Annotated in this window: 31 protein-coding genes and 2 pseudogenes; 12 read left to right on the top strand and 21 right to left on the bottom strand. The window is 68.1% G+C overall.

Annotated features, from left to right (window positions below):
• The 3 genes and pseudogenes from A5663_RS23450 to A5663_RS22425 all read left to right on the top strand — a co-directional run.
• Positions 1-356 (top strand): annotated as a pseudogene (locus tag A5663_RS23450) (serine/threonine protein kinase); the annotation flags it as partial.
• Positions 353-1240, top strand: a complete 888-nt coding sequence (locus tag A5663_RS01030; RefSeq protein WP_068143050.1) for an LLM class F420-dependent oxidoreductase — start codon at positions 353-355, stop codon at positions 1238-1240. The pseudogene A5663_RS23450 and the gene A5663_RS01030, both read left to right, overlap by 4 nt.
• A pseudogene (locus A5663_RS22425) lies at positions 1237-1629 on the top strand (nuclear transport factor 2 family protein); the annotation flags it as partial. The gene A5663_RS01030 and the pseudogene A5663_RS22425, both read left to right, overlap by 4 nt.
• A gap of 22 nt (positions 1630-1651) precedes the next feature.
• On the opposite strand, the gene A5663_RS01025 reads toward A5663_RS22425, so the two are convergent.
• Genes A5663_RS01025 through A5663_RS01015 form a run of 3 tightly spaced genes read right to left on the bottom strand, consistent with a single transcriptional unit; the run spans position 1652 to position 3701 of the window.
• Entirely contained in the window at positions 1652-2143 is a 492-nt protein-coding gene (locus tag A5663_RS01025) for an NUDIX domain-containing protein (RefSeq protein ID WP_068143049.1), read from the bottom strand.
• Between the two features lie 22 nt (positions 2144-2165).
• On the bottom strand, positions 2166-2357 hold the full coding sequence (locus A5663_RS01020; protein ID WP_068143048.1) for a hypothetical protein: 192 nt from the start codon (positions 2355-2357) through the stop codon (positions 2166-2168).
• 33 nt (positions 2358-2390) lie between these two features.
• On the bottom strand, positions 2391-3701 hold the full coding sequence (locus A5663_RS01015) for an NAD(P)/FAD-dependent oxidoreductase (RefSeq protein ID WP_068143047.1): 1311 nt from the start codon (positions 3699-3701) through the stop codon (positions 2391-2393).
• Positions 3702-3746: 45 nt separating this feature from the next.
• Between A5663_RS01015 and A5663_RS01010 the strand changes: the two genes are divergently transcribed.
• Together A5663_RS01010 and A5663_RS01005 are read left to right on the top strand one after the other, a co-directional pair.
• A complete protein-coding gene (locus tag A5663_RS01010) occupies positions 3747-4559 on the top strand; it encodes a hypothetical protein (protein ID WP_068143046.1) in 813 nt (270 codons plus the stop codon).
• A 26-nt stretch (positions 4560-4585) separates the two neighbouring features.
• Complete coding sequence (locus tag A5663_RS01005; protein ID WP_068143045.1) at positions 4586-5356, top strand: SGNH/GDSL hydrolase family protein; 771 nt, start codon at positions 4586-4588, stop codon at positions 5354-5356.
• On the opposite strand, the gene A5663_RS01000 is transcribed toward A5663_RS01005, so the two are convergent.
• The 5 genes from A5663_RS01000 to A5663_RS00980 all read right to left on the bottom strand — a co-directional run bounded on the left by A5663_RS01000 (position 5353) and on the right by A5663_RS00980 (position 7850).
• The gene (locus tag A5663_RS01000; protein ID WP_068143044.1) at positions 5353-5718 is read right to left on the bottom strand and encodes a DUF732 domain-containing protein; all 366 of its coding nucleotides are present in this window, start codon (positions 5716-5718) and stop codon (positions 5353-5355) included. The two genes, A5663_RS01005 and A5663_RS01000, sit on opposite strands and share 4 nt — an antisense overlap.
• Before the next feature lie 25 nt (positions 5719-5743).
• A complete protein-coding gene (locus A5663_RS00995; RefSeq protein ID WP_068143053.1) occupies positions 5744-6307 on the bottom strand; it encodes a hypothetical protein in 564 nt (187 codons plus the stop codon).
• Between the two features lie 70 nt (positions 6308-6377).
• A complete protein-coding gene (locus A5663_RS00990) occupies positions 6378-6560 on the bottom strand; it encodes a hypothetical protein (RefSeq protein ID WP_068143043.1) in 183 nt (60 codons plus the stop codon).
• Positions 6557-6994: a hypothetical protein gene (locus tag A5663_RS00985; protein WP_068143042.1), complete on the bottom strand. Its 438-nt coding sequence runs from the start codon at positions 6992-6994 to the stop codon at positions 6557-6559. Before A5663_RS00985 ends, A5663_RS00990 begins: the two co-directional genes overlap by 4 nt.
• A gap of 46 nt (positions 6995-7040) precedes the next feature.
• On the bottom strand, positions 7041-7850 hold the full coding sequence (locus A5663_RS00980) for a ketosteroid isomerase family protein (protein ID WP_068143041.1): 810 nt from the start codon (positions 7848-7850) through the stop codon (positions 7041-7043).
• 116 nt (positions 7851-7966) lie between these two features.
• On the opposite strand from A5663_RS00980, the gene A5663_RS00975 reads away from it, so the two are divergent.
• Positions 7967-8371: a hypothetical protein gene (locus A5663_RS00975; protein ID WP_068143040.1), complete on the top strand. Its 405-nt coding sequence runs from the start codon at positions 7967-7969 to the stop codon at positions 8369-8371.
• Here the strand turns inward: A5663_RS00975 and A5663_RS00970 are convergent.
• Positions 8368-8826 carry an SRPBCC family protein gene (locus tag A5663_RS00970; protein ID WP_197503253.1) on the bottom strand — a complete coding sequence of 153 codons (459 nt, stop codon included), beginning with the start codon at positions 8824-8826 and terminating at the stop codon, positions 8368-8370. The two genes, A5663_RS00975 and A5663_RS00970, sit on opposite strands and share 4 nt — an antisense overlap.
• Positions 8819-10129 carry a lipocalin-like domain-containing protein gene (locus A5663_RS00965; protein ID WP_068143039.1) on the bottom strand — a complete coding sequence of 437 codons (1311 nt, stop codon included), beginning with the start codon at positions 10127-10129 and terminating at the stop codon, positions 8819-8821. Before A5663_RS00965 ends, A5663_RS00970 begins: the two co-directional genes overlap by 8 nt.
• 67 nt (positions 10130-10196) lie before the next feature.
• Here A5663_RS00965 and A5663_RS00960 point away from each other — a divergent pair, with 67 nt between their 5' ends.
• A complete protein-coding gene (locus A5663_RS00960) occupies positions 10197-11654 on the top strand; it encodes an aldehyde dehydrogenase (protein WP_068143038.1) in 1458 nt (485 codons plus the stop codon).
• On the opposite strand, the gene A5663_RS00955 is transcribed toward A5663_RS00960, so the two are convergent.
• The 5 genes from A5663_RS00955 to A5663_RS00935 are packed head-to-tail and all read right to left on the bottom strand — an operon-like array spanning position 11646 to position 15728.
• Complete coding sequence (locus A5663_RS00955; protein WP_068143037.1) at positions 11646-12068, bottom strand: MaoC/PaaZ C-terminal domain-containing protein; 423 nt, start codon at positions 12066-12068, stop codon at positions 11646-11648. The two genes, A5663_RS00960 and A5663_RS00955, sit on opposite strands and share 9 nt — an antisense overlap.
• Positions 12065-12538 (bottom strand): MaoC family dehydratase N-terminal domain-containing protein, encoded by a 474-nt coding sequence (locus A5663_RS00950; protein WP_197503254.1) that lies wholly within the window; start codon positions 12536-12538, stop codon positions 12065-12067. Before A5663_RS00950 ends, A5663_RS00955 begins: the two co-directional genes overlap by 4 nt.
• Positions 12539-12591: 53 nt before the next feature.
• On the bottom strand, positions 12592-13005 hold the full coding sequence (locus A5663_RS00945) for a nuclear transport factor 2 family protein (protein WP_068143035.1): 414 nt from the start codon (positions 13003-13005) through the stop codon (positions 12592-12594).
• Positions 13006-13017: 12 nt separating this feature from the next.
• Entirely contained in the window at positions 13018-14619 is a 1602-nt protein-coding gene (locus tag A5663_RS00940) for an AMP-binding protein (RefSeq protein WP_068143034.1), read from the bottom strand.
• Entirely contained in the window at positions 14619-15728 is a 1110-nt protein-coding gene (locus tag A5663_RS00935) for an aromatic ring-hydroxylating dioxygenase subunit alpha (protein WP_068143033.1), read from the bottom strand. The genes A5663_RS00940 and A5663_RS00935 overlap by 1 nt, the downstream gene beginning before the upstream one ends.
• 104 nt (positions 15729-15832) lie before the next feature.
• On the opposite strand from A5663_RS00935, the gene A5663_RS00930 reads away from it, so the two are divergent.
• On the top strand, positions 15833-17074 hold the full coding sequence (locus A5663_RS00930; RefSeq protein ID WP_068143032.1) for a cytochrome P450: 1242 nt from the start codon (positions 15833-15835) through the stop codon (positions 17072-17074).
• 2 nt (positions 17075-17076) lie between these two features.
• On the opposite strand, the gene A5663_RS00925 is transcribed toward A5663_RS00930, so the two are convergent.
• Positions 17077-19389, bottom strand: a complete 2313-nt coding sequence (locus A5663_RS00925) for a CaiB/BaiF CoA-transferase family protein (RefSeq protein ID WP_068143031.1) — start codon at positions 19387-19389, stop codon at positions 17077-17079.
• A gap of 97 nt (positions 19390-19486) precedes the next feature.
• Here A5663_RS00925 and A5663_RS00920 point away from each other — a divergent pair, with 97 nt between their 5' ends.
• Positions 19487-20296 (top strand): FadR/GntR family transcriptional regulator, encoded by an 810-nt coding sequence (locus tag A5663_RS00920; protein ID WP_068143030.1) that lies wholly within the window; start codon positions 19487-19489, stop codon positions 20294-20296.
• A gap of 10 nt (positions 20297-20306) precedes the next feature.
• Entirely contained in the window at positions 20307-21020 is a 714-nt protein-coding gene (locus tag A5663_RS00915; RefSeq protein WP_068143029.1) for an SDR family NAD(P)-dependent oxidoreductase, read from the top strand.
• On the opposite strand, the gene A5663_RS00910 is transcribed toward A5663_RS00915, so the two are convergent.
• From A5663_RS00910 to A5663_RS00900, 3 genes are read right to left on the bottom strand one after another with little or no spacing between them, the layout of a single operon-like run.
• Positions 21013-22149, bottom strand: coding sequence for an amidohydrolase family protein (locus A5663_RS00910; RefSeq protein WP_068143028.1), 1137 nt, complete (start codon positions 22147-22149; stop codon positions 21013-21015). The genes A5663_RS00915 and A5663_RS00910 overlap by 8 nt on opposite strands.
• A 2-nt stretch (positions 22150-22151) precedes the next feature.
• Positions 22152-23201, bottom strand: coding sequence for an amidohydrolase family protein (locus A5663_RS00905; protein WP_068143027.1), 1050 nt, complete (start codon positions 23199-23201; stop codon positions 22152-22154).
• Entirely contained in the window at positions 23198-23554 is a 357-nt protein-coding gene (locus A5663_RS00900) for a Rieske (2Fe-2S) protein (RefSeq protein ID WP_068143051.1), read from the bottom strand. Before A5663_RS00900 ends, A5663_RS00905 begins: the two co-directional genes overlap by 4 nt.
• Positions 23555-23636: 82 nt before the next feature.
• Here A5663_RS00900 and A5663_RS00895 point away from each other — a divergent pair, with 82 nt between their 5' ends.
• Complete coding sequence (locus A5663_RS00895) at positions 23637-24845, top strand: cytochrome P450 (RefSeq protein WP_068143026.1); 1209 nt, start codon at positions 23637-23639, stop codon at positions 24843-24845.
• Entirely contained in the window at positions 24842-25999 is a 1158-nt protein-coding gene (locus A5663_RS00890) for an NDMA-dependent alcohol dehydrogenase (RefSeq protein WP_068143025.1), read from the top strand. The genes A5663_RS00895 and A5663_RS00890 overlap by 4 nt, the downstream gene beginning before the upstream one ends.
• Positions 26000-26002: 3 nt before the next feature.
• Here A5663_RS00890 and A5663_RS00885 read toward each other — a convergent pair whose 3' ends face one another.
• Positions 26003-26239 (bottom strand): hypothetical protein, encoded by a 237-nt coding sequence (locus A5663_RS00885; protein ID WP_068143024.1) that lies wholly within the window; start codon positions 26237-26239, stop codon positions 26003-26005.
• Between the two features lie 43 nt (positions 26240-26282).
• The coding region (locus A5663_RS00880) for a cytochrome P450 (RefSeq protein ID WP_156744237.1) at positions 26283-26863 on the bottom strand (581 nt) is incomplete at its 5' end.

Here is a 26863-nt window from a genome sequence, read left to right as displayed (position 1 = left end):
GCCCGCCACCCCCGACGACGCCGACGTCGGCACCCACCACGACGACACCGACGTCGGCACCCGTCACGCCCGCGGCGGCGGTCATCGGCGCCGACTGCTCGCCGGTGGGCAGCACCGCGACGACGAAAGACGGTTCCACCGCGTACTGCTCGACGCTGCAGACCACCGGCGGCTCGATCTGGTCGCTGTCGGAGGGCGACGTCCCGAGTCCCACGGTGACCACAGAAGCCACCGAGGAACCGCTGCCGGTGGCCGAGGAGTCGCCCGTGCGGGTGTGCATGCAGCAGACCGGACAAACCCGCCGCGAGTGCCGAAGGGACATCCGCGAAAGCAACGGATTGCCGCCGCTGCCATGAAGTTCGCCGTCGTCGCTCCCGTCGCCGCGGGCGTCACCGCGGACCCCGACTACATGGTGGCGTTCGCACAGCACGTGGAGGCGTGCGGTTTCGAGTCGCTCGTCGTGGTCGAGCACACCGTGCTGATGACGCAGTACGCCAGCATCTACCCCTACGACTCATCCGGTCGGGTCGAGCTGCCCGCCGACTGTTCGGTGCCCGATCCGCTTGACCTGCTTGCCTTTCTGGCCGGGCAGACCCGCCGGCTCGCCCTCGCCACCGGGGTGCTCGTGCTGCCCAACCATCACCCCGTGGTGCTGGCCAAGCGCGCCGCCACCGTCGACGCCCTCTCGGGGGGCCGACTGCGGTTGTGCGTGGGAATGGGCTGGCTCAAGGAGGAGATCGAGGCGTGCGGCGCCGACTTCGCCAGCCGCGGCCGTCGCGCCGACGAGCAGCTGGCGGTGCTGCGGTTGCTGTGGCAGGACCGCCCCGAGGGCGCCGAGTTCCACGGCGAGTTCTTCGACTTCGACCACGCGATGTGCTATCCGAAACCCTTCTCGAAGACCTTGGGACACATACCAATTCACATCGGCGGTCACAGCAGGGCCGCGGCTCGGCGCGCCGGCCGGCTCGGCGACGGGTTTCAGCCGCTCGGTGTCGGCGGCGCCGAACTGGCCGAGCTCGTCTCGTTGATGCGCGAGGAGGCCACCCGGTGTGGGCGTGACCCCGACGCCCTGGAACTCTCGCTCGGGCACCTCGTCACCAAGATCGACGGTGAACGGGCGGCCAAACTCGGGACGCTCGGCGCGCACCGCCTCGTGCTGGCGATGCCGCCGACCGCCGGCATCGACGAAGCCCGCGACACGCTGTCGGCGTGCGCGCAGCGGCTCGGACTGGCCGCATGAGGTTGAGCACCGGCGATCGGCTCGCCTTGGCCGACCTGGTGCACATCTACGCCTCGGCCGTCGACGACCGCCGCTTCGGCGACGTCGCCGAGCTTTTCACCGACAATGCCGAGCTGCGGCTGCCGGACCCGCCGCGGGCTCTGGAGCCGGTACGCCGCCATCACGGGCGCGACGGTGTGCTTGCGGCCATGGCGTCGCTGGGCGCAGTGGCGCGCACCGAACACGCGATCGTCGGCGAGGTCTACGCCGCCGCCGACGAACCCGACTACGCGCTCGGGCGGATCACCTGCATCGCCCACCACTGGACGATCAGCGAGGGCCAGGCTTCCGACCTGGTGTGGCATCTGCGCTACGACGACGAGTATCTGCGGACGCCGGGCGGGTGGCGGATCCACGGGCGCGCCTTGACGATCAACGCGATCGAGACCCGGGCGGTTCGTCGCCTTCGATTGCCGCCAGCAGACGGTCCAGCAGCGGCCGCTGACCCTTCAGCAGCTTGGACCGAGCCTCAGCGACGGAAAACCAAGCCGCCCGGTCGATTTCGGGGAACTCCCTGAGCTTGCCCGACCCTTTCGGCCACTCCAGCGTGAAGGTGTTGGAGAAGGTGCCGGCCAGGTCGAGGTCGCCGCGCACCGCGAACGCCGTGATGACCTTGCCACTCGGCTGCCGGAGGGGCGGAAAGTCCGACCGCGGTCCGGCCGGCGGCGGCTTGCCCAACTCCTCTTCGAACTCGCGGCAGGCGACGGCCCACGGGTCTTCGCCTTCGGTGTACTCGCCCTTGGGAATCGACCAGGCACCGTCGTCCTTGCGGGCCCAGAACGGGCCGCCCGGGTGCGCGATGAGCACCTCGACGGCGTCGCCGGTGCCGCGGTAGAGCAGCAGCCCCGCGCTCAGCTTCGGCATGCGGCGACGCGCTTTCCGGGCGTCAGTACTTGCGGTCGCCCTCGCTGCTGTCGAAGAACGCCCATTCGCCGTCGTCGCCCTTGACCTCCATGCGCCAGCCCAGCTCGGGGTCGGCCTTCTGGTCGACGAACCAGGCGTGCGCGTCGTCGGCACTCTCGATGTCCTTGGTGTCGACGACCTCGCCCTCGGGGTTCAACACGCGATAAGTAGCCATGCCGTCACAGTTCCCCGGTTCACCGCGTTTGAATCAGTCCGCTTTCGGCATGGGGATGCCTTCGCTCGCCGAGAAGCGCGCGTCCTCTCGCGACGACAGCCCGAACGACACGACCGACCGGTCCCAGAACAGGTCGGTCAGGTACGCCAGACTCACCGCCCAGCGGTTGACGCCGCGCGGGATCGCGAACACGTGGTAGGCCCGCGTCACGACCTTCGCCGGGAACCCCGACAACTGGATGTTGAGCGGGTTGGCCACCGCCGAGTGTGGGCCCAGATCGACGACCAGTCCCATGTTGCGGTGCTTGTAGCGTTTCGCCTTGCCGTAGCCGAGGCTGGCAGCGACGTTGCGCGCCAACACCTTTCCCTGCCGGGTCGCGTGCTGTGCGGTCGGCGGGGTGATCTTGCCGGGTTGGGTGACGTCGGGCACCGCGGCGGCGTCACCAGCGGCGAACACGTCCGGGTGCCCCGGCACCTGCAGTTCGGTGGTGACCTTGAGCCGGCCCCGCTCGGTGGGCAGGCCCAGCTTCTCGATCAGCGGCGCGCCGGTGACCCCGGTGACCCACGCCACGGTGTGTGTTCGGATCAACGAATCATCGCTGAGCACAACGTGTTCGGCGTGCACCTCTTTCAACGTCTCCCCGAGCCGCACGTCGATGCCGCGCGAGTGCAGCACCCGCTGCGCTGCCGCACCCAGCTTCTCGCCCACTTCCGGCATGACCTGCTCGGCCACATCGAGCAGCACGAACTTCACCGCGGCCGGATCGAAGCCCATCTGGTTGGCGGCCGCGTCGGCGAGCGCGCGCAGCTGCACGGCCAGTTCGGTGCCCGAATACGACGCGCCGACCACGACGATCGTGCGCCGCGCCGCCGCTCGCCCGGCATCGTCGTCCACGTCGGCGAGTTCCAGTTGCTCCAGCACGTGGTCGCGCAGGTACAGCGCCTCGGCCGTCGACTTCAGCCCACGCGCGTGCTCGGCCAGGCCGGGAACGTCGAAAAGCTTGGTCACCGAGCCCGGCGTCAGCACGAGCCGGTCCCACTCGAGGACCCGCGAGCGCTCCTCGGGGTCGGTGAACGTGACCGTGCGCCCGTCGAAGTCCACCTCGTCGACCCGCCCGCGGATCGCCTGCACCCCGCGCAGCGCGTTGGCCAACGGGATCGCGACGAACCGGGCGTCGACCAGACCGCCGGCGACGTCGGGCAGCAGCGGCGTGTACAGCATGTAGTCGACCGGCGAGATGATCGAGATGTCGACGTCCGGATCCTTCCTGCGTAGCTTGCGGGCCAACGCCCGCGCACATTCGAAACCGGTGAAGCCGCTGCCGACGATTACCACGGAGGTCATGCGCCCGACTGTACGGAACGGGGTACCAACGGGAATGCTGGAACCATGACGCGCCCGGGATCGCTGCGCCGTTTCGACCCCTTCCGGCCCATCGACATGTTGACCGCACTCTGGTCGACCGCGGCGGTCGCGCCGGTCAGCAGCGGTGCCGCCGTGGCCTACCGCACCCTGTTCATGACCGTGCGTCGGCTGGTCGTCGGCCGGCGGTTGACGGTCCGGCTCGACGACGGCGATGTGAGGTTGACCGTCACCGAGTTCGACTCCCGGCTCGACGTCCGCGCACTTTCAGTCGGGCAGCTCGACGACGTTCGACTTGCCGCGCGCGACATTCGTTGGCGCGGTGCCCATTTCGCCCACGCGACGGCGGTGCTGCACAACGTGCACATGCGGCCGACGGTCCCGCCGATCCTGGTGGCCGCTCCCGTCGAGTTGACGCTGGAGGTGCCCGCAGCGGTGCTCGACGATCTGTTCCGCTGGGCGGCGCCCCGGCTGTCGGGCGCGGTCGGCGCGGACGGTGTCGCCCGGTTGCGGCTGGCGCGGCGGCCCGCGGCCGGTCACCTCGAGGTCGACGCCCGGCTGGACGGCTCGACACTGTGGCTCAAACCGCGCTGCCTGGCGCTGCGCGGATCGCGCCTGCCGCTTCCGCCCCGAACTCCGGCGTACCCGGTGCGGCTGCCCGAACTGCCGCACGGGGTGAAACTCACCGGCATCAGCTTCGGCGCCGGAGTGATACACCTGTCCGCCTCGGCGCCGGAGTGGCGCATGGAGCTGCCCCGCGCTCGGCTGGAGGACTTCCTCAACCAGCTGAGCCCCGTCGGTCGCCCCTTGCAACTCAGCAGGCTGGGCCGCCTGCTCTGACGCTCGGCGCTGGCTAGAGTGCGGGTGTGGTTCGCTACACCCGGTACGTCGCGATCGGCGACAGCCAGACCGAAGGACTGTGGGACGGTGACGATTCCGCCGGAGTGATCGGTTTCGCCGACCGGCTCGCGGCCATCGTCGACTCGCATCACCCCGGTCTGCAGTACGCCAACCTCGCGGTCCGGGGGCGCCGGATCCGTGACGTTCTCGACGAGCAGTTGCCGCAGGCGCTGGCCATGCGTCCGGATCTGGTCACGGTGTGCATCGGGATGAACGACGTCACCCGGCCGGGACGGCACTTCGGCGACGCGCTGACGGAGCTGGACCGGTTGCACGACCGGCTGGCGGAGACCGGCGCCACGGTCGTCACCACGACGTTTCCCGACCTGGCGCGGATCCTGCCGATCGGCCGGGTGATCGCCGGGCGGGTGGAACGGATAAACGACGCGATCAGAGTGGCCGCCGAGCGACACGGGTTCCGGCTCGTCGATCTCTACTACGCGCCGTCGATGACGGACCTGGACACTTGGAGCGTCGACCGCGTGCACGGCTCGGAGAAGGGACACATCCTGTTCGCTGCTGCGGCGGCCGAGGCGCTCGGTCTGCCGGGCAGCAACCGCGACTGGGTACGGCCCCGCGACCGGGCACACCGGCCGCCGCTGAGCTCGCAGGCCTACGCGCAGGTGCTGTGGACCCGCAACATGCTGATGCCGTGGTTCTGGCGGCACATCCGCGGCCGCTCGACCGGCGACGGCCGCGGCCCGAAACGTCCGCGGCTGCAGTCAGTTTCGGCTTAGGCGCCGAGGAACGGCAACGGGATCGGCGACTGGCCCTTGCCGATCGACGACACCATCGCCGGACAGAACATCGAGATCGCGATGCCGGTGAACATCGTCGCCGGTCCCAGCGACATGCCGCCCATGTCGGCGACCTTGGCGGCGACATCGGCGGCGTTCTGGCCGGGATCGGACAACATCGGGCACACCTGCTGGCCGACGGCAACGGCGCTGGCCGGATCGCCCATGACGACCCCCGCATTACTCACGGCGTTGAGGAACGCATCGTCGACGGGGTCAGCCTGCGCGGGCGTGCCGACGGCGGCCGCCGCACCGAGGAGTGCAGTGGTCAGCGCGAGCGCGGTCAGGGATTTGCGAAGCACCCGGGCAGCCTACGCTGTCGAGGGCTCAGATCCCCGTCCAGGCGGTGTCGATGGTGGCACCGACGTCGATCACCTTGGCCTTCTGCGAGGCCGGGCTGTCGATCTCGCCGGCGACGTGGGCGGCGATGAACCGCCTGATCTCGGCGTCGATGCCGCCGAGGACGCGCACCACCTCGCCGCGCAGCGACTTCGAGGTGACGTGGATCGAGATGTCGGAGGCCCGCGGCTTCTCGACGTCCAGGATCAGCAGCAGCGGGTCGGCGGCGCGTGCGGTGGCGCGCAGCGCGATCTCGCCGAAGACCATGAACTTCGGCTTGTCGATCCGCAGGTCGACCACCATGTCGATCTCGAGCGGAATCCGGATCGCGAACGTGATCAGCGCGCCGACCTCACGGGTCAGGCGGGGTTCCTGGATTCGGACCTTGGCCGTGACCTTGGCGATCTTGCCGGGCCCCTGGGCGATCGGCCCCATCTCGAACGCGTCGCCGGCGATCTCGGCGATCGCGTCGCCGACCCGGTCCTCGGTCACGGCGACCTCGAAGAATTGCCGGCCGAATTCTTCGTAGGTGATCTCATCTTCGACAGCCATGGTGTTCATACCGTCTCACGAGCGAAGCCCGAACCGCATCCGACGCGTCCGCTGCTACCGAATCGAGACTTCACGTGTCGTCGCTGCGCGCCTCGGCTCCGGTCTCCCCCGCGTCCATCGCGTCGTCGGAGGAGGTGCGGCCGACGTAGGTGCCGTCGTCGTCGCCTTCCTTGCCGGCACGCGATGCCGCCACATGGTCGTCGTCGTCGACGTCGTGCTCACTCGTGTCGTCGTCATCGCCCGGAGGAGTCATGCGGCCCGGTTACCCGTCAGGGCAAACGTCAAACGGTTGCCCGCCGCGGGCCGCCCCGGGACCAACCGCAGCGCCGCGAACCCGAGCACGGCCACGATCGCGGCCGGAATCCCGTAGAGCAGCACCCCCGTGGCCATGGTCGTCGTCGAGCCGCTGAGCGCGGAGGCCACCACCAGAACCGAGAACACCCAACTGGCCACCAGCGTGATGGTCGTGACGCCCAGCGCGACCGCAGCGCTGCGGCCCGAGCCGTAATGCGGATATCCGGTCGTGAACAGCACGACCGCGGTGGGGACACCGAGGATCGCTGCGGCCAGCCAGGTGCCTTCGAACGTCGCGAGCCTGCTCATGGCGGGCAGCACCAGACAGGACGCGAGCACTGCGGCCACGACCACGCCCGCCAGCGCGAGTTTGTAGGAGTCGGTTTGTCGCATGCCTGCGGGGTTGCCGCGGGCGGGGGCGGCGAAACCTCCGGCGGCTTCAGCCGGTGCCGGTGTAGTAGCGGATCCGCCTGATCGCGAACGGTTTCGGCGTCACATCGGCGATGACGACGTCGCGCCCGCCCGCGGCTCCGACACGGGAGACGCCGCAGACCAGGCTGTGACCGGATGCGATCACCTTGCGCGGCATGCCGCCGCTCAACCGGTTGAGCAGTTCGGTGCTGCTCATTGGTGCTTGCTCGCCCGCGGTGAGCTGGGCGCCTCCACCCAGCCAGCGCCGCACCCCGACCTCGTCACCTGCCCGCGCGGCCGCGAGGAACTCACCGAACCGCCGCTTGCCGGACGGGCCGGCCCCGCGAAACCCGTTGAGAAATCCGAGCGCCCCGACCGCGCCCTGATTGGTGAGCAGTCCCCTCGACAGTTGGATCGCGGCGGGCACCGATCGCGCTCCGCCGCGGAGAAACTGCCCCACCATCGCCGGCAACTCCCAAAACGCTGACAGCTCAGCGATTTTCAACTCTCCGGCGTCCTCCGCCAGGTGGTAGCGGACGTAGGCCGGTATGTGCATCGTCACCCCGCCCGACATCCGCACCTCCAGTTCCAGGTCCCGGATCACGGTGGGGCCCACGACGATGTCGACGTCGCGGTGAAAGGTGATGTCGCGGGGGCCGACGAAGGTGTCGTAGAACCGGGTGATCGCCGTCGTCCCGCGGTGCGGTTGCGAACCCACCGGGTCTTCGACGACGGCGTCGAAGGTGAACGTGCCCACCCATGCGTCGCGGTCATGGGCGGCGACCGCGGCCGGCGATCGCTCGACCGCGGCCAACGCGTCCTGCGGTGAGATTGCCATAAGGTTGCCTACCACCTGAGGATCGCTTCAGTCGACTACACCCTCACCTGCAGGCACACTAGAAATACCGCCGTGCGCTGGTGCGCGGTGGTACCGGGTGGTCAGGAGGAAGCGCGATGAGCAGCAACGGCCCGTTCGGGTTCGATCCCGAGGAGTTCGACCGAGTCGTCCGTGAGGCGGGCGAGGGGCTGCGCGACGCGCTCGACGGCCTCGGCAGGTTCTTCAGCACGTCCGGGGAACGCGCGGGGTGGGCCAATCTCGTCGACGAGTTCACCCGTTCGCGGCCCAGGCGCGAGCCGGAGACGACCGGTGAGACCGGGGACGGAGTCTGGGCGATCTACAGCACCGACGATGACGGCGGCGCGCACATCGAGCAGGTCTACCCCACCGAGTTGGACGCGCTGAGGGCGCACAAGAACAACACCGATCCCACCCGAAAGGTGCGGTTTCTGCCGTACGGCATCGCGGTCAGCGTGCTGGACGCGTCCGAGCCGGAATCTGCGCCGACCGACGACGCCTAACCGTCGAATCGGCGGCGGATGCCCGCCAGCATCTCGCGGTGCGCGTCGACCGCCTGGCGAACGGTGAACGACGCCAGTGGTCGCGGAGCCTCGATGGTGAGGTGCTCGGTCACGCGGGTGCCGTGGTCCGTCGCCGCGAAGCCGACGACCGTGTCCACCCGCACACCGGGGAACTGCCGAGCGTGTGCGGTCACGTCGCCATCGACCGGAACGGTGAGCCACGCGCGGTATGTGACGCGGAGCGTGACCGGTCCAACCGGAATCCGGTCGGTGACCCGGTAGCCCTGCCGGTAGCCGTGCTCGTCTCGGGTGACGCCGCTCGTGCGCACCGAGACTACGAGCGGATGCACGGTGGCGATGTTGTCCAGATCGACGTAGAACGCGCGCACTTCGGCTGGCGGTGCGCCCACCTCCTCGGTCAGCACCCGCTGCGCGCGTGCGGTCAGGCTAATCACGCGACAGCGCCGCAACGAGATCGTCGAGAAGCTGAGGCTGCGCGAAGCCGGGCCGAACGTCCGTTTCGATGTAGGTGACAGCCTCGCGCCGCCGGCCACTGTCGATCATCGTCCGCAGCGGCGCGGCCAGCTGTTCGCTCGACGCGGCCGCCAGCACGTCCACCAGCTCCCAGTCGCGCCACAGCGCCAGCGACCGCTCGTAGAAGGCGAACCCGTCGACCGGCCTGCCCCGGAAGGTGCCGCGATACCGGTAGGGGCCCTCCATGTACTCCAGCGGCAGGGCATGGGCCGGCGCGGGGATCAGCGGCTCCCCCACCAGGTCGAGTTCGAGCGCGCGCGACGTGAGCCGGTGGCGGTCGGGCAGGTACCGGGCTGCAGACGGCGGCGGGACCAACGTGCGCACCGACTCCGGCCACCGCACGTAGCTTGTGACGGTGACCTCGACGTCGTCGGCGTACTCCGGTGCCGAGTCATCAGGATGACTGAGCGTCGCTCCCGAAAATGGTTGCGGCGCATTGCGTTCGGTGCGGTCGAACTGGTGCCAGATGCTCAGGTCGACACCGCTGTCGAGGTTGACGGTGCGCCATTCGTGCGCACGCCAGCGCATGTCGCCGGTGGGGCCGCCTCCGTTGGCGACGACGGGAAACCACTGCCGGTCGATGTGGCCGGCGGTACCGGAAACGCGCTCGGACACCGGACCCCATCGAAGGGTGCCGGCCATCGCCATGCCGGTCTGGAAGTACGAGTACGTGCCGGGCTGGCCGAAGCACTCGATGCGCCCGTTGTACGTGGCGGCGCCCAGCGGAACCGGTGGTCGCGTCGGTCTGACATGCAGCGTCAGCCGCATCGCGTCATCGGTCTTCGGATCGGTGCCGACGAACATCGCGTCGTAGGTGAACGGGATTGGGTCACCGCTGGCGTCGCGGCATGTGTGCCAGCGTACGGTGCCCGCCTCGCTCTCGTAGACGAGATCCAGATGACGTTGTCCCGCTGACAGTTTCGGCTTCGCTCCCGGTGCCATGTTGGCCGGCGGCATGTCGTAGTCGGTGAAGGTCGCATACGTGCTGTCGTCGAGGTCGAACAGCGCCAGCGTGTAGAAGTCCGCGACGACGGCGCCACCGGGCCGGTTCTTGTTCACGATCGAGAGGAACGCGAACCGGCGCCCCGACTCGCCGGTGAGCTCGCCGGCCAGGAACCAGGTGTCGGACTCGCACTCGGTGTGGTTGGCTTCGGCAGCGGGAAAGTCGAGTTGTGGGTCTCCCGGTACCAGCGAGAACGGATACCGACGCCAGTCAGCGTGCACGCGGCAACTCCCGGGGCCTTTCTTGCTATGTTTGCAGCAATAGCGACCTTAGCGGAGGAGGCACCTCATGAGATCGCTGATTTACGAACAGCTTTTCATCGGCGGCCAGTGGGAGGCGCCGGCGACCGACGAACGCATCGCGGTGATCTCGCCGCACACCGAGGAACAGATCGGGGCCACGCCACAGGCCGGCGCAGCGGACGTCGACCGCGCCGTGCAGGCGGCCCGCAGTGCTTTCGACGAGGGCCCGTGGCCGCGGATGAGCGTGGCGGAGCGGATGGACAAGATCGAGAAGCTCATCGCGCTCTACACCGCGCAGACCGATGCGATGGCCGAGCTCATCACCGCCGAGATGGGCTCACCGGCCAGCTTCAGCAAGCTGGGCCAGGCCGCCGGCGCTGTCGCGCAGATGCACCTGAGCTTGGCGACGGCGCGCGAATTCCCATGGGCCGAGCGCCGTCCCGGCCTGTTCGGGGACGTGCACATCCAGCGGGCACCGGTCGGCGTGGTCGGGGCGATAGTGCCGTGGAACGTCCCTCAGTTCCTGATCATGCCGAAGATGATCCCGGCGCTCATCGCGGGCTGCACGGTCGTGATCAAGCCCGCACCGGAGACCCCCATCGACGCGATGTGGCTGGCCGAGATGCTGCAGGAGATCGACCTGCCGGCCGGGGTGGTCTCGATCCTGCCGGGCGGTCGCGAGACCGGCGAGAGCCTGGTGCGCCATCCGGGCGTCGACAAGATCTCGTTCACCGGGTCGTCCGCGACCGGCAGGCAGATCGCCGCGCTCTGCGGGGAGCAGCTCAAGCGCGTCAGCCTGGAGCTGGGCGGCAAGTCGGCGGCGATAATCCTCGACGACGCCGACATCGACCGCACCGTCGAGCATCTGAAGACCGCGAGCTTGATGAACAACGGGCAGGCCTGCGTCGCGCAGACCCGGATCCTGGTGAGCAGACGCCGTCGTGACGCTGTCGTCGAGGCGCTCGCCGAGATGATGTCGGGGCTGCAGGTCGGCGACCCCGCGGACGACGCCACCGACATCGGCCCGCTGGTGGCGCGCCGGCAACAGGCGCGCGTCCACGGCTACATCCGGTCCGGTCTGGCCGAGGGTGCGCGAATCGTGGTGGGCGGCACCGAGAAACCGCATGATCGAGGCTGGTATGTGCAGCCGACGTTGTTCACCGACGCGACGAACGACATGCGGATCGCGCGCGAGGAGATCTTCGGCCCGGTGCTGACCGTGCTCGAGTACTCCGACGAGCGCGACGCGATCCGGATCGCCAACGACAGCGACTACGGGCTGGCCGGCTCGGTGTGGACATCGGATGCCGCGCACGGCCTGGAGGTAGCCACCCAGATCCGCGCCGGAACGTACGGAATCAACATGTACACCCTCGACACCACGATGCCGTTCGGCGGGTTCAAGCAGTCCGGCATCGGGCGCGAGTTCGGCGCCGAGGGCATGTCCGAGTACGTCGAGTTGCAGACCACGGTCAGCGCGGACAAGCTGCCCGAGCTAGCGTGACAGTTCGAGTGTCACCTCGGCTGGACAGCACAGCTCGCCGCGCTGGTTGCTCACGGTGATCTCGAGGTCGACCAGGTGGCCGTCGCGTTTGGCGACGACGCGCCCGCGGCCCACCATCGAATCGCCCGCGTAGACGGAACCGAGCAGCGTGATCTTGCGGCGCACCACCCGGCTGTAGGGTCCGGCCCAGTTCGTCGCGATGCGGTCGACGAACCCGGCGATGTGCATCGTGTTGACGAAGATCGCCGGATGGCCGTGCCGCGCGGCGTACTCCGGATCATAGTGTGCTGCAAAGTAATCCCACGTCGCCCCGGAATTCATCACCACCCGCTCGTAGTCGATCGGGTCGAGGACTTCGGGAAGCTCGGTGGGCACCGCGATCGCGTCCCAGTCGAGGCGGGCGTAGGCCGTCATCGCCGCGCCTCGGGAGTGAAACGGAACAAGGTGTTGCGGTTGACGGCGACCAGCGTGCCGTCCTCACGGTAGAACTCGTCGCAGGTCTCGACGAAGTGGCCCGCGCCCAAGCGGGTCCGCTTCTGCGGGGACACCGCGAGCACCTCCTCGACGAGGTGCAACCGGTCCCCTTCGATGATGACGCGCGGAAACTCGACGTCGTTGGCGGCGTTGACGAACGTCGTACCGGGTAGCGGCACGCGCAGCGCGATCGCCGGGACCGGCGGCTCTCCGGTCGGCAGCCACGGCGGTGGGATCAGCCAGCCCATCAGCAGCGCGGGCGGCGCGACGAGGCCGCCCCACTGCCGCCGGGCGAAGGCCTCGTCCCAGTAGGCCGGGTTGGGGTCGCGCACCAGTGCCGCGAAGTGCTGGATGCGGGCGCCGCTCACCGCGGTGCCGGCGTATCGCGGCTCCGTTCGAGTGCCGACCATCGCGAGAGCGTCTTCGTATGTGCCGAAAGCGAACTCGTAACCGATGCCGTCGGTCACGTCGGTAGCGCGCTCTCGCGGGATGCGCCATCCCAGACGAGCCGGCGCGAGGCGTAGTACCAGCCGCCCCGCTCGTAGACGAGGCGGTCCGTGTAGCTGCCCGTGGCCTTCAGCCCGTTTTCTCCGAACAGCAGCGCGACGCACTGCTGGGTCGCCTCGACGCCGTCGACGGTGACCTCGTGGTCGACCGTGACCAGGTGGCGCCCGTCGCCGCCGTCGAACGCGTCGGCCAGGTCGGAAAACTCTTCGCCGTCCCTGGCGTACGTCGCGCCGGCGTGCCGGAAACAGCCGAGCCACCCGGCGAGGTCACCATCGGAGAAGAGCCGGTTGTGCCGGGCATCGAGATTGAGAATGGCTGCCCGCCCGGCCAACCCGTCGAGCACGTACTGCTGTTGGTAGCTCAATGTCATGGTCTGACTCCTTCACCGACTCAGCACGTACCCGGCGGCTTCTCGGTCCCATGTCGCGGCGGTCAGGCCGCGGTCCCGAAGCAGGTCTTTGCGCACGCGTCCGACGACGTTCTTGGGAATCTCGTCGAGCACTTCGAGATATCGCGGCACGCAGAAGTACGGCATGCGCGCCGCGCAGAAGTCGAGGAGTTCGCAGAGGTCGATCGTCGTGCCCGGCCGCGGTGTGACCAGGACGAGGATGTCGTCTTCGCCGAGGTCGCTGGCAACGCCGACGGCTGCCGCTTCGGCCACCGCCGGGTAGCCCATCACCGCACGCTCGACCTCGACCGACGACACGTTCTCCCCGCGCCTGCGCAAGGAGTCCTTGACACGGTCGACGTACGTCAGGTTCCGGTGGCGGTCGAGGGAACCGAGATCACCGGTGCGAAACCACTCGGGGTGGGGGTCCACCCGCAACCCCCGGCCGCCGGGCGCGGACGACACATACCCCTCGCTCATCACATGCGTTGTCCGCGGCCGACAGGTGACCTCACCAGTCTCACCGTCGGGCACCTCGCGACCGTCACGGTCGACGATCCGTACCTCGAAGGCCGGGTTGACTTCTCCCGAGGTACCCGCAACGCCGCGGTCCGAAACCGACTTGTAGGCGATCGGGAACGCTTCGGTCAACCCGTACATCGTCACCACGCGGCAGGCGTAGCGGTCCTCCACCGCACGGTACATCTCAGCGGATACCGGCGCCGCCGAGATGAACCGGAGCCCGGTGTCCGCGTCGCGCGGCTCGGGCGGCAGGTTCCACAGCATGGAGAGCATGGCGCCCCCTCCGGCGAATCCCGTTGCACCACAACGCCGCACCTCGTTCCAGACCTCAGCGGGGTGGAAACCGCTCGCGAGCACGGTGGTACCGCCGAACAGCATCGGCGCCAGCACGGTCGGGGCGGCGCTCAGGTGGAACAGCGGCATCGCCGTCCAGACCACGTCGCGCGCGCCGAACTCCCACGCCGAGGCGACGGTGGCGGCCGCGACGAACAGGTAGTGCCACGTCGTCGCCACGGCCTTCGACGGCCCGGTGGTACCCGAGGTGAAGAACAGCGCACCCACCTCGTCGGCCCCGGCGCCCACCGGCACAAACTCCGGATGCCCCGCGGCGCTCAGCTCAGCGACGAGTGAGTCGTCGATCAGCAGAGTCGAGGCCAGTGTCTCGACACGGTCGGCGACGTCAGCGAGACGCTCGCGGCGCGCCGCGTCGGTCACGACCAGCTTCGCTCGCGCCAGGTTCAGCGCATCGGCCAGGAAGTCGGCTTTGTTGGCGGCGTTCACGGCCGCGCTCACCGCGCCGATGCGGGCGGCGCCCAGCCAGAAGTACACCCATTGGGGGCAGGTGGCGGTGAACAACGCGACGGTGTCCCCGCGCCGGACGCCTCGAGCGGCCAGCAGCGCCGCCGCCGCACCGGACCGATCACGCATCTGGGCGAACGTGACCGGTGTGCCGTCGATGATCATCATCACGTGTTCGGGGGTTTGTTCGGCGCGCCGGTCGAGCACCGCCGCGACCGTGAAGCCCTCGACTCCGAACGCGGCGGGCTCGACGGCCCACGCTCGGCCGGCGGGCATCAGGCTCCCGCTGCGGCCCGGTCGGGCTCCCCGCCGGCGGTGTACCCGAAGTCGCTCGGCGACGGTTGCGCGCCCGGATAGAACCGGTGGGCCCAGCGCCGCAGGGCGGCGTAGTCGTGCGCCTCCTCGGGGGCCAGGTTCGGCTTCTCGAGGTACTTCATGTTCTCCCACGTGAAGAAGTCCTGCTTGATGACCTCCTGCTGCAACTGCAGGAACTTCGCCGCGCGCCCGGTGGGCCGGTCCCCGTTGTCGCCCGGTTCCCGGACCGACGCCTGGGTGTAGAAGTAGTCGGTGTAGTCCTCGTCGACCGGGGTCTGCCCGGTGACCTGCACGGTGGCGACCAGTTCGGACGGGAAACGCACGACGCCGAGTCCGAGCGAGTAGTTGTCGTACACGATCTTCGCGTCGACGGGACCGTTCGGCGTCAACCACGTCTTTGCCCGTCCCCCACCGAAATTCGCGTTCACCGTGGCGTGCAGATGGTAGCCCGACACGTCGAACGACGCGGTGTTGGCCGGGTTGGCGGCCTTGTGCACGTACTGCACGTGGTACGGGTCGGCAGCGTTCTCGATGATCATCTGGGCGTGTACCTTGACCCGGTTGACCATCCGGGTGTGCGGATGCAGCGGGTAGTACTCGTCGGTCTCCAGCTCCGGCAGTACCGGCGGCTGCCAGTACGGGGGGCGGCCGTGGCGTTCGTGCCACACCAGGACGAATCCGTACCACTCGGTGCTGTGGTACCGCTTGATCCGCACGTTCTGCTTGCAGCCGATCTTGCTGTACGGGATCAGCGCGTTGGCGCCCTCCCCGGTCCACTGCCAACCGTGCCACGGGCAGACGATGTTCTCGCCCTCGACAGTGCCGCCGACGCCCATGTTGGCACCGAGGTGCTGGCAGTAGGCGTCGAGCACGTTGATCCGGCCGGACCGGGTCCGGAAGATCACCAGCTCCTCGCCGAAGTAGTGGGCCCGCTTGACCTGGCCGGCAGGCAGTTCCGACGAGAAGCCCACGATGAACCATCCGGTCGGGAACCGGTATTTCGACAGGCTGATTCCGCTCGGCCCGAATTCGCGCTCCGACGGGTCGGGGTTGTCGACCGTGTCCGTCATTCGAGCTCCGTCCGCGCGCGCGACAGCCGGGTCGGCGTCGCCGTCCGTTGCCTATTTTTACTATTTTAGGCATTCTAGGTCAAGGACGGCGAAGGAGAACCACGATGCCCACGAAGACTCCGGTGGATCTGTCGGATGCGTCGTTGTGGCAGAACGGGTTTCCCGACGATCTGTTCGCCGAGTTGCGCCGTGAGCGGCCGGTCTTTCGCCACGACCACACCGACGGGGTCGCCGCGACGGTACGGCGGGACTTCTGGATGACCACCAAGGTGCGCCACGCGCACCGCATCCATCGCGACACGGATTCGTTCACCGCGGTCGACGGGCCGTTGATCCAGGGTGTGGGCGCCGTCGGTTCTTTTCCGACGATCATCAACATGGATCCCCCGGTCCTGCTCAAGCGGCGCCGGGTGTTGTCGCACGCCTTCACACCGAAGGCGATCGGACGGCTCGAGGAAGGAATCCGCAGGCGCGCCGCCTCGATGATCGACCAGCTGCTGCAGGCCGAAGGCGGCGACTGGATCGACGACGTCGCCGATGCGCTGCCGATGTCGGTGATCGGCGACATCGTGGGAATCCCCGAGGCGGACCGGCCGGAGATTTTCGATACCTTCGACCTTGTGCTGCAAGCGAATCCGGCCGGCTCAACGGGCCAGGCCGAGCAGCAGCACCTCGAGCTGTTCGCCAAGATCTTCACCTACGCCTCGGAGTTGACCGCCGAGAAGCGGCGCCACCCGACCGACGACATCTGGAGCACGCTGGTCTCGGCGGTGGTCACCGACGAGAACGGTGAACAATTGTCGATACCAGCCACCGAACTCGACATCTTCTTCTTCGTGATCGCGTTCGCCGGCAGCGACACCACCAAGAACGCACTGGCCTACGGTCTGCAGGCGTTCGTCGACAATCCTGCGCAGATCGAGCGTTACCGTGCCGACCCGGCGGTGCGGCAGTCCGCGGTCGAAGAGGTGTTGCGATGGTCGACACCCGTCACGTTCTGGACCCGCACCACCAAGGTCGACGTGGAGATGGACGGCATCACGATTCCCGCCGGCGAACGCGTCGTGTCGATGCTGCGCTCGGCCAACCGCGACGAGGAAGTGTTCGACGATCCGTTCATCTTCGACATCGGCCGCAGCGACAACCCACACGTGGCATTCGGCGGCGGTGGACCGCACCACTGTCTCGGTGCGATGCTGGCCCGCGCCGAGATCCGTGCGGTGCTCGACGAACTGCTCTGCCGCGCCGACGACATCGAGCTCGGTCCGCCCGCAGTCAGCTACCCGAACCTGACGAACAACATGACCATCTTCGACCGGATGCCGATCTCGTTGCGGGCACGCTGAATTCACAGCCCCTTGGGTCGCGTGCCGATGACGCCGTCTGCGGCGAGACGGTCCAGGTCGTCGGCGGTCAGCCCGCACAAGGACGTGAGGACCTCTGTGTTGTGCTCACCCAGCGTGGGCGGGGTGCGGTGCAGCCAACGGTCGGCGCCGGGTAGGCGAGCGAACGGTGGACAGGGATACAGGTTCGTGCCGGCTCTCGGATGGTCGAGCGGTTCGAAGAAGCCGCGGTGTTGCAACTGCGGGTTGCCGGTGACCAGCGAGGGTGACACGACGACCGCGGCGGGCACGCCCGCGGCCGTGAGTGCCTCGACGGCCGCCTCGGCCTTTCTAACTGCGAGCCAGGCTTCGAGGCCGCAATCGCCGAGAAGCCCCGCGACAGCAGCGAGTTGACGCTCGGTGCGCGCCGCCACCGCGATCCAGGTGTCCTCTGCCGCGCACCGGTAGAGGTCTTGCAGGCCATGTCCGTAGCCTTGGTTGCCGCGCCGCTCCATCACTCGGCCGAACACCTCGTATTCGATGGTTTGAACGGCGGTCACGTTGAGTACCACCTCGATCATCGGGACCTCGACGAGTTGCCCTGCTCCGGTGCGGTCGGTGAATTCGAGCGCGGCGAGCAGTGCGAACGCGGCGTGGGCCCCGGCGAGCGGATCGCAAGCGCCCCGCGGTGCGATCGGCGGACCGTCGGGCAGCCCGGTAACCCAGGCAAGTCCGGCGATCTGCTCCATCGTCGGGGCGAAGCCGACGCGGTCGCGCCATGGACCCGTCAAGCCGAACGCCGGCATCCGCAGCATCACCAGTCGGGGGTTCAGTTCGAGCAGCTCCTGCGCACCCAGCCCGAACTGTTCCATCACGCGGGGCGAGAAATTCTCCACGACGGCGTCGGCCTCGCTGATCAGCTTTGTGGCCAGCCGCCGTCCCTCGGCGGACTGCAGGTCGAGCGTGACCGACCGCTTGTTGGTGTTCATCGCGTGGAACACCCACCCGTACTCCCACCAGTCGTCGACGTTTTTGCGCATGCCGCCGGAGTAACGGATGCCGTCGGGACGCTGGATCGACTCGATCTTGATGACGTCGGCGCCGAATGCTGCCAACGCGTGCGTGGCCGCCGGGCCGGCCCAGAACGCGGTGAAGTCGACGACGCGCACGCCGCGCAGCGGCATGCCGGCTGCCGGCGCCACGGTCCCGTATCCTCTTGCCCCCCAGAGTGGCTCATCGTCGGCTTCGCCGACAGACGGTGTCCTGCCCACGGGTGCCGGTCGCGCGCTCGACATGAGCCACGGCGGCCGCGGTTGACGAAACCCGGCCGGATTGTCGACGTAGACGCCGCGCTCAAGGAGGTGGTCCATGTCCGGGATCGTCGCGCCGTTGCCGAGCGGTGCCAGCGGCAGACGGAACAGTTGGCCCAGTTCGACGATCTCGCCGACGGTGCGGTCACGCATCCACGGGCCGATGCGTTCGCGGATCCACTCGCGGTACTCCCAGCGGCCGATCTGGAAGCGCAACTGTTCGATCTCGGTGAACTCCGGGCAGTCGACCATCGCGGCGAAGTCGAGCCACTGCTGGCCGGTCACCATGCTGATGCCGACATAGCCGTCTTTCGCCGGCTCGATGGACGGCACCTCGACCGACCGCCTCACCGGCGCTGCCTGCAGCAGCGCCGAGTGCAGCCATTCGCCGCTCTGCATCAGGGTGATCGCTTCGAGCATCGACATGTCCAGATGGCCGCCGGCTCCGCCGGTGCGCACTCGCCGGCGCAGAGCCAACGCACCATAGGCGGCCCAGACTCCACCCATGTACTCCCCCAGGTCCCCGCCGATGGAGATCGGCGGACCCGCTGGATCGCCGCGGAAGCCGGTCAGGCCCGAATCGGCCTGCAACGTGAACTCGGTTGCGGGGCGCTGCGTCCACGGCCCGGTCCAGCCGAAGTCGGATATCGAGACGACGATGCACCCGGGCCTGGTCTCGAGCAGCCTGGCCGGCTCGACACCGTGTCGGCGCGCCCCGGCTTCGTCGGCGGCCACGACGATGATGTCGGCACCCGCCAGCAGATCGGCGGAGATGGTTGTGACACTGCGCTTTCCGGCATTCAAGTAACTGAACAGCGGCGAGTCGACAGCTGCACCGAGCGCCGTTCCGGTGGCCGTGAATCGGCGCAGCGGGTCGCCGTCGGGAGACTCCACCTTGACCACGCGGGCGCCGGCGTCGGCCAGCAGCTTGCCGCAATACGCCCCCGCGATCCGGTCGCTGATCTCGACCACCCGCAAACCGTCGAGCGGGGTGGGCGGCTCGTCGTCAGCACGGCCAACGTTGCCCACTCGCACCTCCCGCTTTTTCGGCCATCTTAGTAACTATTGGCAGACAGCATGCGCGACGCCGCAGGTGATCGAGCATCGCTGTTAACATTGCCAAGTCATGACCACACTGGGTATCGGCCCCGAGGCTCGCCGCCGACTGGGTGCGCGCAGAACCGCCGAGATAGTCGCCGATGAACTGCGGCGCCAGATCATCGAGGGTGAACTCAGCGATGGCGATCTGCTGCCACGTCAGGAAGTGCTGGTCGAGCAGTTCAACGTGAGCCTGGTTTCCCTTCGAGAAGCCTTGCGAATCCTCGAGACTGAGGGCCTGGTCTCGGTACGCCGCGGAAATCGCGGCGGCGCCGTCGTGCACGCGCCCGCGAAAGCCAGCGCCGCCTACATGCTCGGGCTGCTCCTGCAGAGCGACTACGTTCCGCTCGCCGACCTGGGCACGGCCCTGCAGGAACTCGACCCGATGTGTGCGGCGCTGGCCGCCCGCAGGCCCGACCGTCGCAAGACGTTGGTCCCGACGCTTCGGAAACTGAACGACGCCATGGCCGAACACATCGAGGACGGTGCGCGGTTCACCGAGATCGGCGGGCAGTTCCATGACGAGATCGTCCGCGGCTGTGGCAACCACACGATGATCGCCGTCGTCGGCAGCCTCGAAACGTTGTGGACCGGACACCTGAACTGGTGGGCACAGGAGACCGCCGCCAAGGGCGAGTACCCGTCGATGAACAAGCGGCGGATCGCGCTCGGTGTGCACACCAAGATCACCGATGCGATCGAGTCCGGCGACGCGGAACGGGCCCGCAAGCTGGCCGCCAAGCACGTCGCAGACACCCAGACGTACCTGCTGGCCGGTGATCCCGAACAGCGGATCGTGGCCCTGTCACCCCAGGCGCTTGCCCAGCGCACACGCTGAAAGTCGCGGCGTGCGAACGGCGTTGATCACCGGTGGCAGCGGCGGCATCGGGAAAGCCTGCGGCCGCAGACTGGCCGAACTCGGCTACGACGTCGTGCTGACCGCACGCCGGGAGGCGCCGCTGCGGGCGGCCGCCGAGGAGATCGGCGCCCGCTTCGTCGCCGCCGACGCGAGCCTGCCGTCGGCGTTCGAGCCGGCCGTCGAGGCCGCCGGCACCATCGACCTGCTGGTGCACGCTTCGGGAGTTCTCGGCGGAACCTATGCGCGCAAGCAGACTTTCGAGCAGTGGCGCGCGACGATGTCGGCGAACCTGGACTCCTGCTTCGTGGTGACGTCGGCGGCGCTGCCGCGCATGAGGGCCGGATCCCGGTTCGTGTTCATCTCGTCGTCGGCCGCCCACGAGCCGATGCGGGCACGCACCGCGTACTCAGCGGCGAAGGCGGGGATGAACGCGTTCGCTGGTGCGCTGGCCCAGGAAGTCGACCGCGACGGCATCAACGTCCACGTCGTCACGCCTGGGCCGGTCGAGACCGAGATGCTGCAGGACGTGCCGTTCGAGATGTACGCGATCCGCGCTGCCGATGTCGCCGACGCCGTCGCGTGGCTCGACACCGTCGACCCTGCGGTGGACGTTCCGGAGATCAGGCTGCAGGCGGTCACGCGCGGTCCGTCGGCACGCGCGCCGGTGGTCCCCCTCGAGGCGGAACGCCGCCGACTCACGTGATTTCGGAGAGCGCCTTGACCGTCGACGGCAGCCGGTAGAGCGCGGTCGCGTTGCCGCGCATGATGCGCTCGCGCTGGTCGGCGGGGAACCTGCGGATCGCCCACTCCGGAGAGTCGTAGCTCCAGTGCGGATAGTCCGTCGAGAACATCAGATTGTCTGCCAGGCCCATCATCTCGATGTACTCGCGGTACATCGGGACATTGACATCCTCGAGCGGTTGGGTGGTGAAGCGGACGTGTTCGCGCACATACTCCGACGGCTTGCGTTTCACCTGCGGCAGGTCTGCGCGGCGCTGCTGCCAGATCCGGTCCATCCGCCACATCACCGGCATCGCCCAGGTGAATCCGCCTTCGACGAACACCACCCGCAGGTCGGGGTGGCGCTCGAAAGCACCGTCGAAGACCAGGCTCATCAGATGAGACACATAGAGCAGCGGCCACGACGCGAAGAAGTCGTGCCAGTGTGCCGGGTTGCCGACCGGATAGATCGGGATCAGCTCGAACGGTGTCTGACCCATGAGGTGGGTGGCGACCGGCAGGCCGTGGCGCGCCGCCGCCTCGTAGAGCGGGTCGAAATGCCCACTGCCGAAGGGTATTCCACGGGTCTGCGGGGTCAACAGGACCTCGCACAGGTACGGGTGTCCGGCCCACCGCTCGATTTCGCGTGCCGCTGCGGTGGGGTCCTGTGCCGTCACGCTGATCGCTCCGCGCCAGCGGCCGTGCCAGTTGGCCGGCCCCAGCCACACGTCGGCCAGCCAGTCGTTGTACGTGGCTTTGAGAACGTCTTCGGCCTGCGGCAACTGGGCGTCGCACATCGGTTCGAGCACTGCGATGCTCACCCCGGCGTCGATGAGCAACTGCTTGGCCGCGAAGTCGGGGTCGCTGCCCGCCACGCCGCCACCGGGGGGTGCCGCGTCGACACGCAGGGAACTGGTCTTGTAGGAATCCGGCGTGTCGTAGAAGTGAGGCACGGGTGAGACGGCGTTGCCCGTCGGCCACAGCGTGTCCTTCCACTGCGCCGGCGCGTACGACTTGAGGGTCTCGGCCGAGACCGGCAACGGGTGCACGTCGGTGTCGACGATCGTCACGGCGACATCGGCGGCACGAGCGCGCTGCGCTGGTTCGACCATCGTCACGTCAGGCTGCCCTGCGTTCGGCCCGCCAAGGCGTACAACTCGCTTGCGTTGCGCCATAACACTTTCTCGCGCTGTTCGGCGCTGAGACCGCGGGCGACATCGTCGGGCGCCGTCGTCGACCAGTGCGGGTAGCTCGACCCGTACATCACCAGGTCCGCCTTGCCGGTGAAGTCCATCCACCGTTCGGTCAGGCCCGCCTCGGTCGGGCCGTCGAGGGCGGACGAACAGAACCGGACATGGTCGCGCAGATACTCGCTCGGATAACGGTCCACCCACGGGGTCTGGTCGCGCATCGACATCCAGAACGTGTCCAGCCGCCACATCAACGGGGTGAGGATGTCGTAGCCGCCGTCGGCGAACACGAATTTCAGCTCGGGGTGGCGGCCGAATGTTCCCTCGATGATCAGCGTCGCGAGGTGCACGAAGGAGTTCAGCGGCATGAACGCCGCGTACCCGGGATAGGTGTGGGCATGCCCGGCGAAGGTCGGCGCGTGGTCGACGCCGTTGCCGCCGTTGATGTGCACCGCGACAGGCAGCCCGTGCGCCGCGGCGGTCTCCCAGATCGGCTCGAACATCGGCTTGCCGTACGGCTCGCGCGACTGCAGCGGAACGCCGACCTGAACCATTTTCGGATGCCCCGCCAAGCGCTCGATCTCGGCGACCGCGCCCTTGACGTCCTCGGGGTTCACCCGGATGGTGCCGCGGAACCGCTCGTCGGAGTCCAGCCAGCGCTCGACCAGCCAGTCGTTCACCGCCGCGCAGATCCTGCTGTTGAGCAGGTAGTCGGCGATGTTGCCGCGGGTCAGCGGGTTGAGGACTGCGTAGTCGACGCGGCCCTCGTCGAAGAGGTGGCGCGCGACGACGTCGGGGTCCGAACCCGGATATCCGTCGCCGTAGAGGTCGTGGCGGTAGTCGCCGCCGGGCGTCTGGTACCACTGTTGTTCGACGTCGGGGATCGCGCGCAGTTTGTGCGGATCCGACAGGTAGCGCCGAATTTCGGCGTTGTAGCGGAAATGCGGCTGCACCGATGCGTCGATGACGGTCATGCGGTCACGTACACCTGTCCGTCGGCGACGTCGACTTCGTAGGTCCGCACCCGCTTGCTCGGATCCGCGAGGCTCACACCGCTGGGGATGTCGAATTCCCATTGGTGCCAAGGACATCGGACGACCCGGCCCGCGCGCACATGTCGGACCCGGTCGGGGAGGTCCGGCGCGTACTCGGTGGTGCCGCCGACGTAACCGGCACACAGCGGAGCGCCCTCGTGCGCGCAGTAGTTGGCGATCGCGAAGTACGACCCGTCGATGTTGTAGACGCCCACGCCGAATCTGCCTGCCTGCACCAGCTTCATGCTTCCGGGCGGCAGGTCCTTGATGGCACACACCGGTCGGCGCTGCATCACATCCTCTCAGCCTTGCTCTAGAGTACCTAAAATAGTAAAGATAGCGGGTAACGCGTCCACCTACCTGTCGGGAGGCACGGTGACGATCGGCACGGATTCGCAAGACCAGACCGCTCCCCCGGACATAGCCGGCGACCCGTACGCCTTCTTCGAATACATGCGCAACACCGAGCCGGTGTGGCGCGGCACGATCATGGACACCTCCATGGCGCCGCCGGAACTCGTGCCCGCCGAGGAGTGGACGCTGTTCGACTTCGAGAGCGTGTTCGGCGCGTTCCGTGACGACGAGGTGTTCGGCTCCGAGATGTACAACCAGACGATCGGCCTGGTGTTCGGCCCGACCATCCTCGGAATGCACGGCAAACAGCACCACGACCACCGCAGCCTGATCGCCAAGGCGTTCCGGCAGAGCGCGCTGGCGCAGTGGGAGCCCGAGGTGATCGTGCCGGTCTGCGAGCGGTTGGTCGACGAGTTCGCCGAGCAGGGCGAGGCCGACTTGATCAAGGCGTTGACGTTCGAGTTCCCCACCCGGGTGACCGCTGCGTTGCTCGGCCTGCCGCAGGACGACCTCGAGATGTTCCGGCGCCTGTCGCTCGACCTGGTGTCGATCACCGAGGACATCGAGGCCGGGCTCACCGCGTCGGTGGAACTGGGCGCCTATTTCCAGGGCCAGGTGGACCAGCGCCGCAACCGGGTCACGGATGACATCATCGGCGACCTCGTGGCGGCCGAGATCGACGGCGAGAAACTCACCGACGAGGCCATCATCTCGTTCCTGCGCCTGCTGTTGCCGGCCGGCCTGGAGACCACCTACCGGTCATCGAGCAATCTTCTGTATCTCCTTCTCACCCACCCCGATCAACTCGAGGCGCTGCAGCACAACCGCGACCTCATCCCCACCGCGATCGAAGAGGGGCTGCGCTATGAGACGCCGTTGGTCTCGGTTCCCAGGAACACCACGCGCGACGTCGAGATCCAGGGTGTGACAATTCCGCAGGGCGCCCAGGTGAACCTCTGCATCGGCTCGGCCAACCGGGATGAGAGGCGTTGGGACGACGCCGACCGGTTCGACATCCACCGGCCCCGAAGGGCGCACATCTCCTTCGCCGGTGGAATGCACAGCTGCATCGGCATGCACCTGGCCCGGGTGCAGACCCACACGATGCTGACCAGCCTCTTCGACCGCGCCACCGATTTCGAGTTGCACATCGACGAGGGCACTGAGATCTCCGGCATGCCGTTCCGCTCACCCCGACACCTGCCTGTCACCTTCCGGCCGAACAGATGAAAAGTCGCGCGGCGATCCTGCACGACGTCGGGGGCCCCTGGTCGGTCGAAGACTTCGAACTCGATCCGCCGCGGGCGGGCGAGGTGCTCGTCGAGATGGCCGCCGCCGGACTGTGTCACTCCGACGACCACATCCTCAAAGGTGACATGTCGGTGTCCAACGACGTCGCCCGGCAGTACGGGCTGACGCCGATGTTCCCGTTGATCGGTGGGCATGAGGGCGCCGGCACCGTCGTCGAAATCGGCGACGGTGTAACGGATCTCGCGGTCGGCGACCACATCGTGATGTCGTTCGTCGCGGTGTGTGGACAGTGCCGGTGGTGTGCGTCGGGGATGGAGTACCTGTGCGACGAGGGCGCGGGGACGATGGAGCCGGGGATGCCGACAGACGGGACGTTTCGGCACCACACCGCTGACGGCCGTCCGCTCGGCCACTTGTCCAAGGTCGGGGCCTTCGCCAGACACACGGTCGTGTCTGCGCATTCGCTGGTGAAGATCGACCCCCGGTTGCCGCTCTTGCCGAGCGCGCTGCTGTCCTGCGCCGTGCCGACCGGCTACGGGTCGGCGGCGAACCGGGCGGATGTCCGCGGCGGCGACACCGTCGTGGTGATCGGGGCCGGCGGTATCGGCGCGGCCGCGATCCAGGGGGCGCGGATCAACGGCGCGGCACGGATCGTCGCCGTCGACCCCGTCGAGTTCAAGCAGAAGTCGGCGCTGAAATTCGGTGCTACACACAGCGTTTCGTCGACCGCAGAGGCGCTCGAGCTGGTTCGCGACCTCACCGAAGGTGTGATGGCCGACAGCTTGATCGCGGCACCGTCGCTGATCGACGGCTCCGACGTCAACACCTATCTGAAGCTGATCCGCAAAGGCGGCACCTGTGTGCTGACCGGAATGACCGCCCAGACAACGCGTTCGGCGAAGATCACGCTGCAGGACTTCATCCTGTGGAACAAGAACCTGGTGGGCACGGTCTTCGGCTCCTGCAACCCGCGCGCCGACATCGCCCGCCTCGCCCGCCTCTACCAGTCGGGACAGCTGCAGCTCGAGGAGATGATCACGCGCCGGTACCGGCTCGACGAGATCAACAGCGCGTATGCGGACCTGCTCGACGGCAGGCTGGTCCGCGGAGTGATCGACTTCAGCCTGGACTGACGACTAGTACTGGCCGAGTGGCCGGCACACGTTGGACACCGGATTCCAATACTCTCCGGGCGCACAGTTCAGCGGCACGGTGGAAACCGGCGGCCGGCACACATTGGCCACGGCATCCCACCACTGCCCCGGCGGGCAGTTGAGCGGTTGTGCGTGAGCGGTTGGGAAGGTGACCATCGAGAGCGCCGCGATCGGAGCGAAGGCAGCGGCGACGACCGCTGGAGTGATGAACTTTCGCATGGACACAGCCTGCCCCGAATCAGGCGCCGTCAAACCGGCGTCGTCAGGCAACCACGATGTCCAGCCGCTCCCACCCGCGCACAGTGGAGGTCGGCGCGAGTGTGGCCGTCTCGTAGTCGATGTCCCACTCGGGCCAGCGGTTGAGCAGCTCGTCGAGGGCCACCCGCCCCTCCAGGCGAGCCAGGTTGGCGCCCAGGCAATAGTGCACACCCTTGCCGAACGTGATGTGGCTGATGGTGTCGCGGTGGATGTCGAACACGTCGGGGCGGTCATGGCGGCGCGGATCACGGTTGGCCGACCCGAACATCAGCAGCATCGCGCAGCCGGCCGGTACCACCTGCCCGTGGGCCTCGAAATCCCGTGTCACCAAACGGGCTACGTTGTGCCCGGTCGGTTCGAACCGGAGTGTCTCGTCGACCACGCGTGGAAGCAGTGACCGGTCCCGCACTACGTCGCGGCGCTGATCGGGGTGCTCGGCTAGCACCTTGGCGAGCCATCCGATGAGCCGGCCGGTGGTCTCGTTGCCCGCCCCCGCCACGACTTGGGTGTAGTGCAGGACCTCTTTGCGGGTCAGCTTGCGCGTCACCTTGTTCTCGTCCTCGAACTCGACGTTGAGCAGTGCCG

This window comes from Mycobacterium sp. E740 (assembly GCF_001672895.1).
Classification (GTDB): domain Bacteria; phylum Actinomycetota; class Actinomycetes; order Mycobacteriales; family Mycobacteriaceae; genus Mycobacterium.
The sequence above is the reverse complement of the archived record's forward strand: the minus strand, read 5'-3'. Positions and strand labels throughout refer to the sequence as shown.

Coding starts and splice junctions, on each gene's coding strand:
- A5663_RS00935 (WP_068143033.1), bottom strand. CDS start 15,728: ATGACGGACACGGTCGACAACCCCGACCCGTCGGAGCGCGAATTCGGG.
- A5663_RS01010 (WP_068143046.1), top strand. CDS start 3,747: ATGACGCGCCCGGGATCGCTGCGCCGTTTCGACCCCTTCCGGCCCATC.
- A5663_RS00900 (WP_068143051.1), bottom strand. CDS start 23,554: ATGCAGCGCCGACCGGTGTGTGCCATCAAGGACCTGCCGCCCGGAAGC.
- A5663_RS00960 (WP_068143038.1), top strand. CDS start 10,197: ATGAGATCGCTGATTTACGAACAGCTTTTCATCGGCGGCCAGTGGGAG.
- A5663_RS00890 (WP_068143025.1), top strand. CDS start 24,842: ATGAAAAGTCGCGCGGCGATCCTGCACGACGTCGGGGGCCCCTGGTCG.
- A5663_RS00945 (WP_068143035.1), bottom strand. CDS start 13,005: ATGACATTGAGCTACCAACAGCAGTACGTGCTCGACGGGTTGGCCGGG.
- A5663_RS01020 (WP_068143048.1), bottom strand. CDS start 2,357: ATGGCTACTTATCGCGTGTTGAACCCCGAGGGCGAGGTCGTCGACACC.
- A5663_RS00985 (WP_068143042.1), bottom strand. CDS start 6,994: ATGCGACAAACCGACTCCTACAAACTCGCGCTGGCGGGCGTGGTCGTG.
- A5663_RS00940 (WP_068143034.1), bottom strand. CDS start 14,619: ATGCCCGCCGGCCGAGCGTGGGCCGTCGAGCCCGCCGCGTTCGGAGTC.
- A5663_RS01025 (WP_068143049.1), bottom strand. CDS start 2,143: ATGCCGAAGCTGAGCGCGGGGCTGCTGCTCTACCGCGGCACCGGCGAC.
- A5663_RS00975 (WP_068143040.1), top strand. CDS start 7,967: ATGAGCAGCAACGGCCCGTTCGGGTTCGATCCCGAGGAGTTCGACCGA.
- A5663_RS00910 (WP_068143028.1), bottom strand. CDS start 22,149: ATGGTCGAACCAGCGCAGCGCGCTCGTGCCGCCGATGTCGCCGTGACG.
- A5663_RS00930 (WP_068143032.1), top strand. CDS start 15,833: ATGCCCACGAAGACTCCGGTGGATCTGTCGGATGCGTCGTTGTGGCAG.
- A5663_RS00950 (WP_197503254.1), bottom strand. CDS start 12,538: ATGGTCGGCACTCGAACGGAGCCGCGATACGCCGGCACCGCGGTGAGC.
- A5663_RS00905 (WP_068143027.1), bottom strand. CDS start 23,201: ATGACCGTCATCGACGCATCGGTGCAGCCGCATTTCCGCTACAACGCC.
- A5663_RS01030 (WP_068143050.1), top strand. CDS start 353: ATGAAGTTCGCCGTCGTCGCTCCCGTCGCCGCGGGCGTCACCGCGGAC.
- A5663_RS00885 (WP_068143024.1), bottom strand. CDS start 26,239: ATGCGAAAGTTCATCACTCCAGCGGTCGTCGCCGCTGCCTTCGCTCCG.
- A5663_RS00990 (WP_068143043.1), bottom strand. CDS start 6,560: ATGACTCCTCCGGGCGATGACGACGACACGAGTGAGCACGACGTCGAC.
- A5663_RS00920 (WP_068143030.1), top strand. CDS start 19,487: ATGACCACACTGGGTATCGGCCCCGAGGCTCGCCGCCGACTGGGTGCG.
- A5663_RS00995 (WP_068143053.1), bottom strand. CDS start 6,307: ATGGCTGTCGAAGATGAGATCACCTACGAAGAATTCGGCCGGCAATTC.
- A5663_RS01015 (WP_068143047.1), bottom strand. CDS start 3,701: ATGACCTCCGTGGTAATCGTCGGCAGCGGCTTCACCGGTTTCGAATGT.
- A5663_RS00955 (WP_068143037.1), bottom strand. CDS start 12,068: ATGACGGCCTACGCCCGCCTCGACTGGGACGCGATCGCGGTGCCCACC.
- A5663_RS00980 (WP_068143041.1), bottom strand. CDS start 7,850: ATGGCAATCTCACCGCAGGACGCGTTGGCCGCGGTCGAGCGATCGCCG.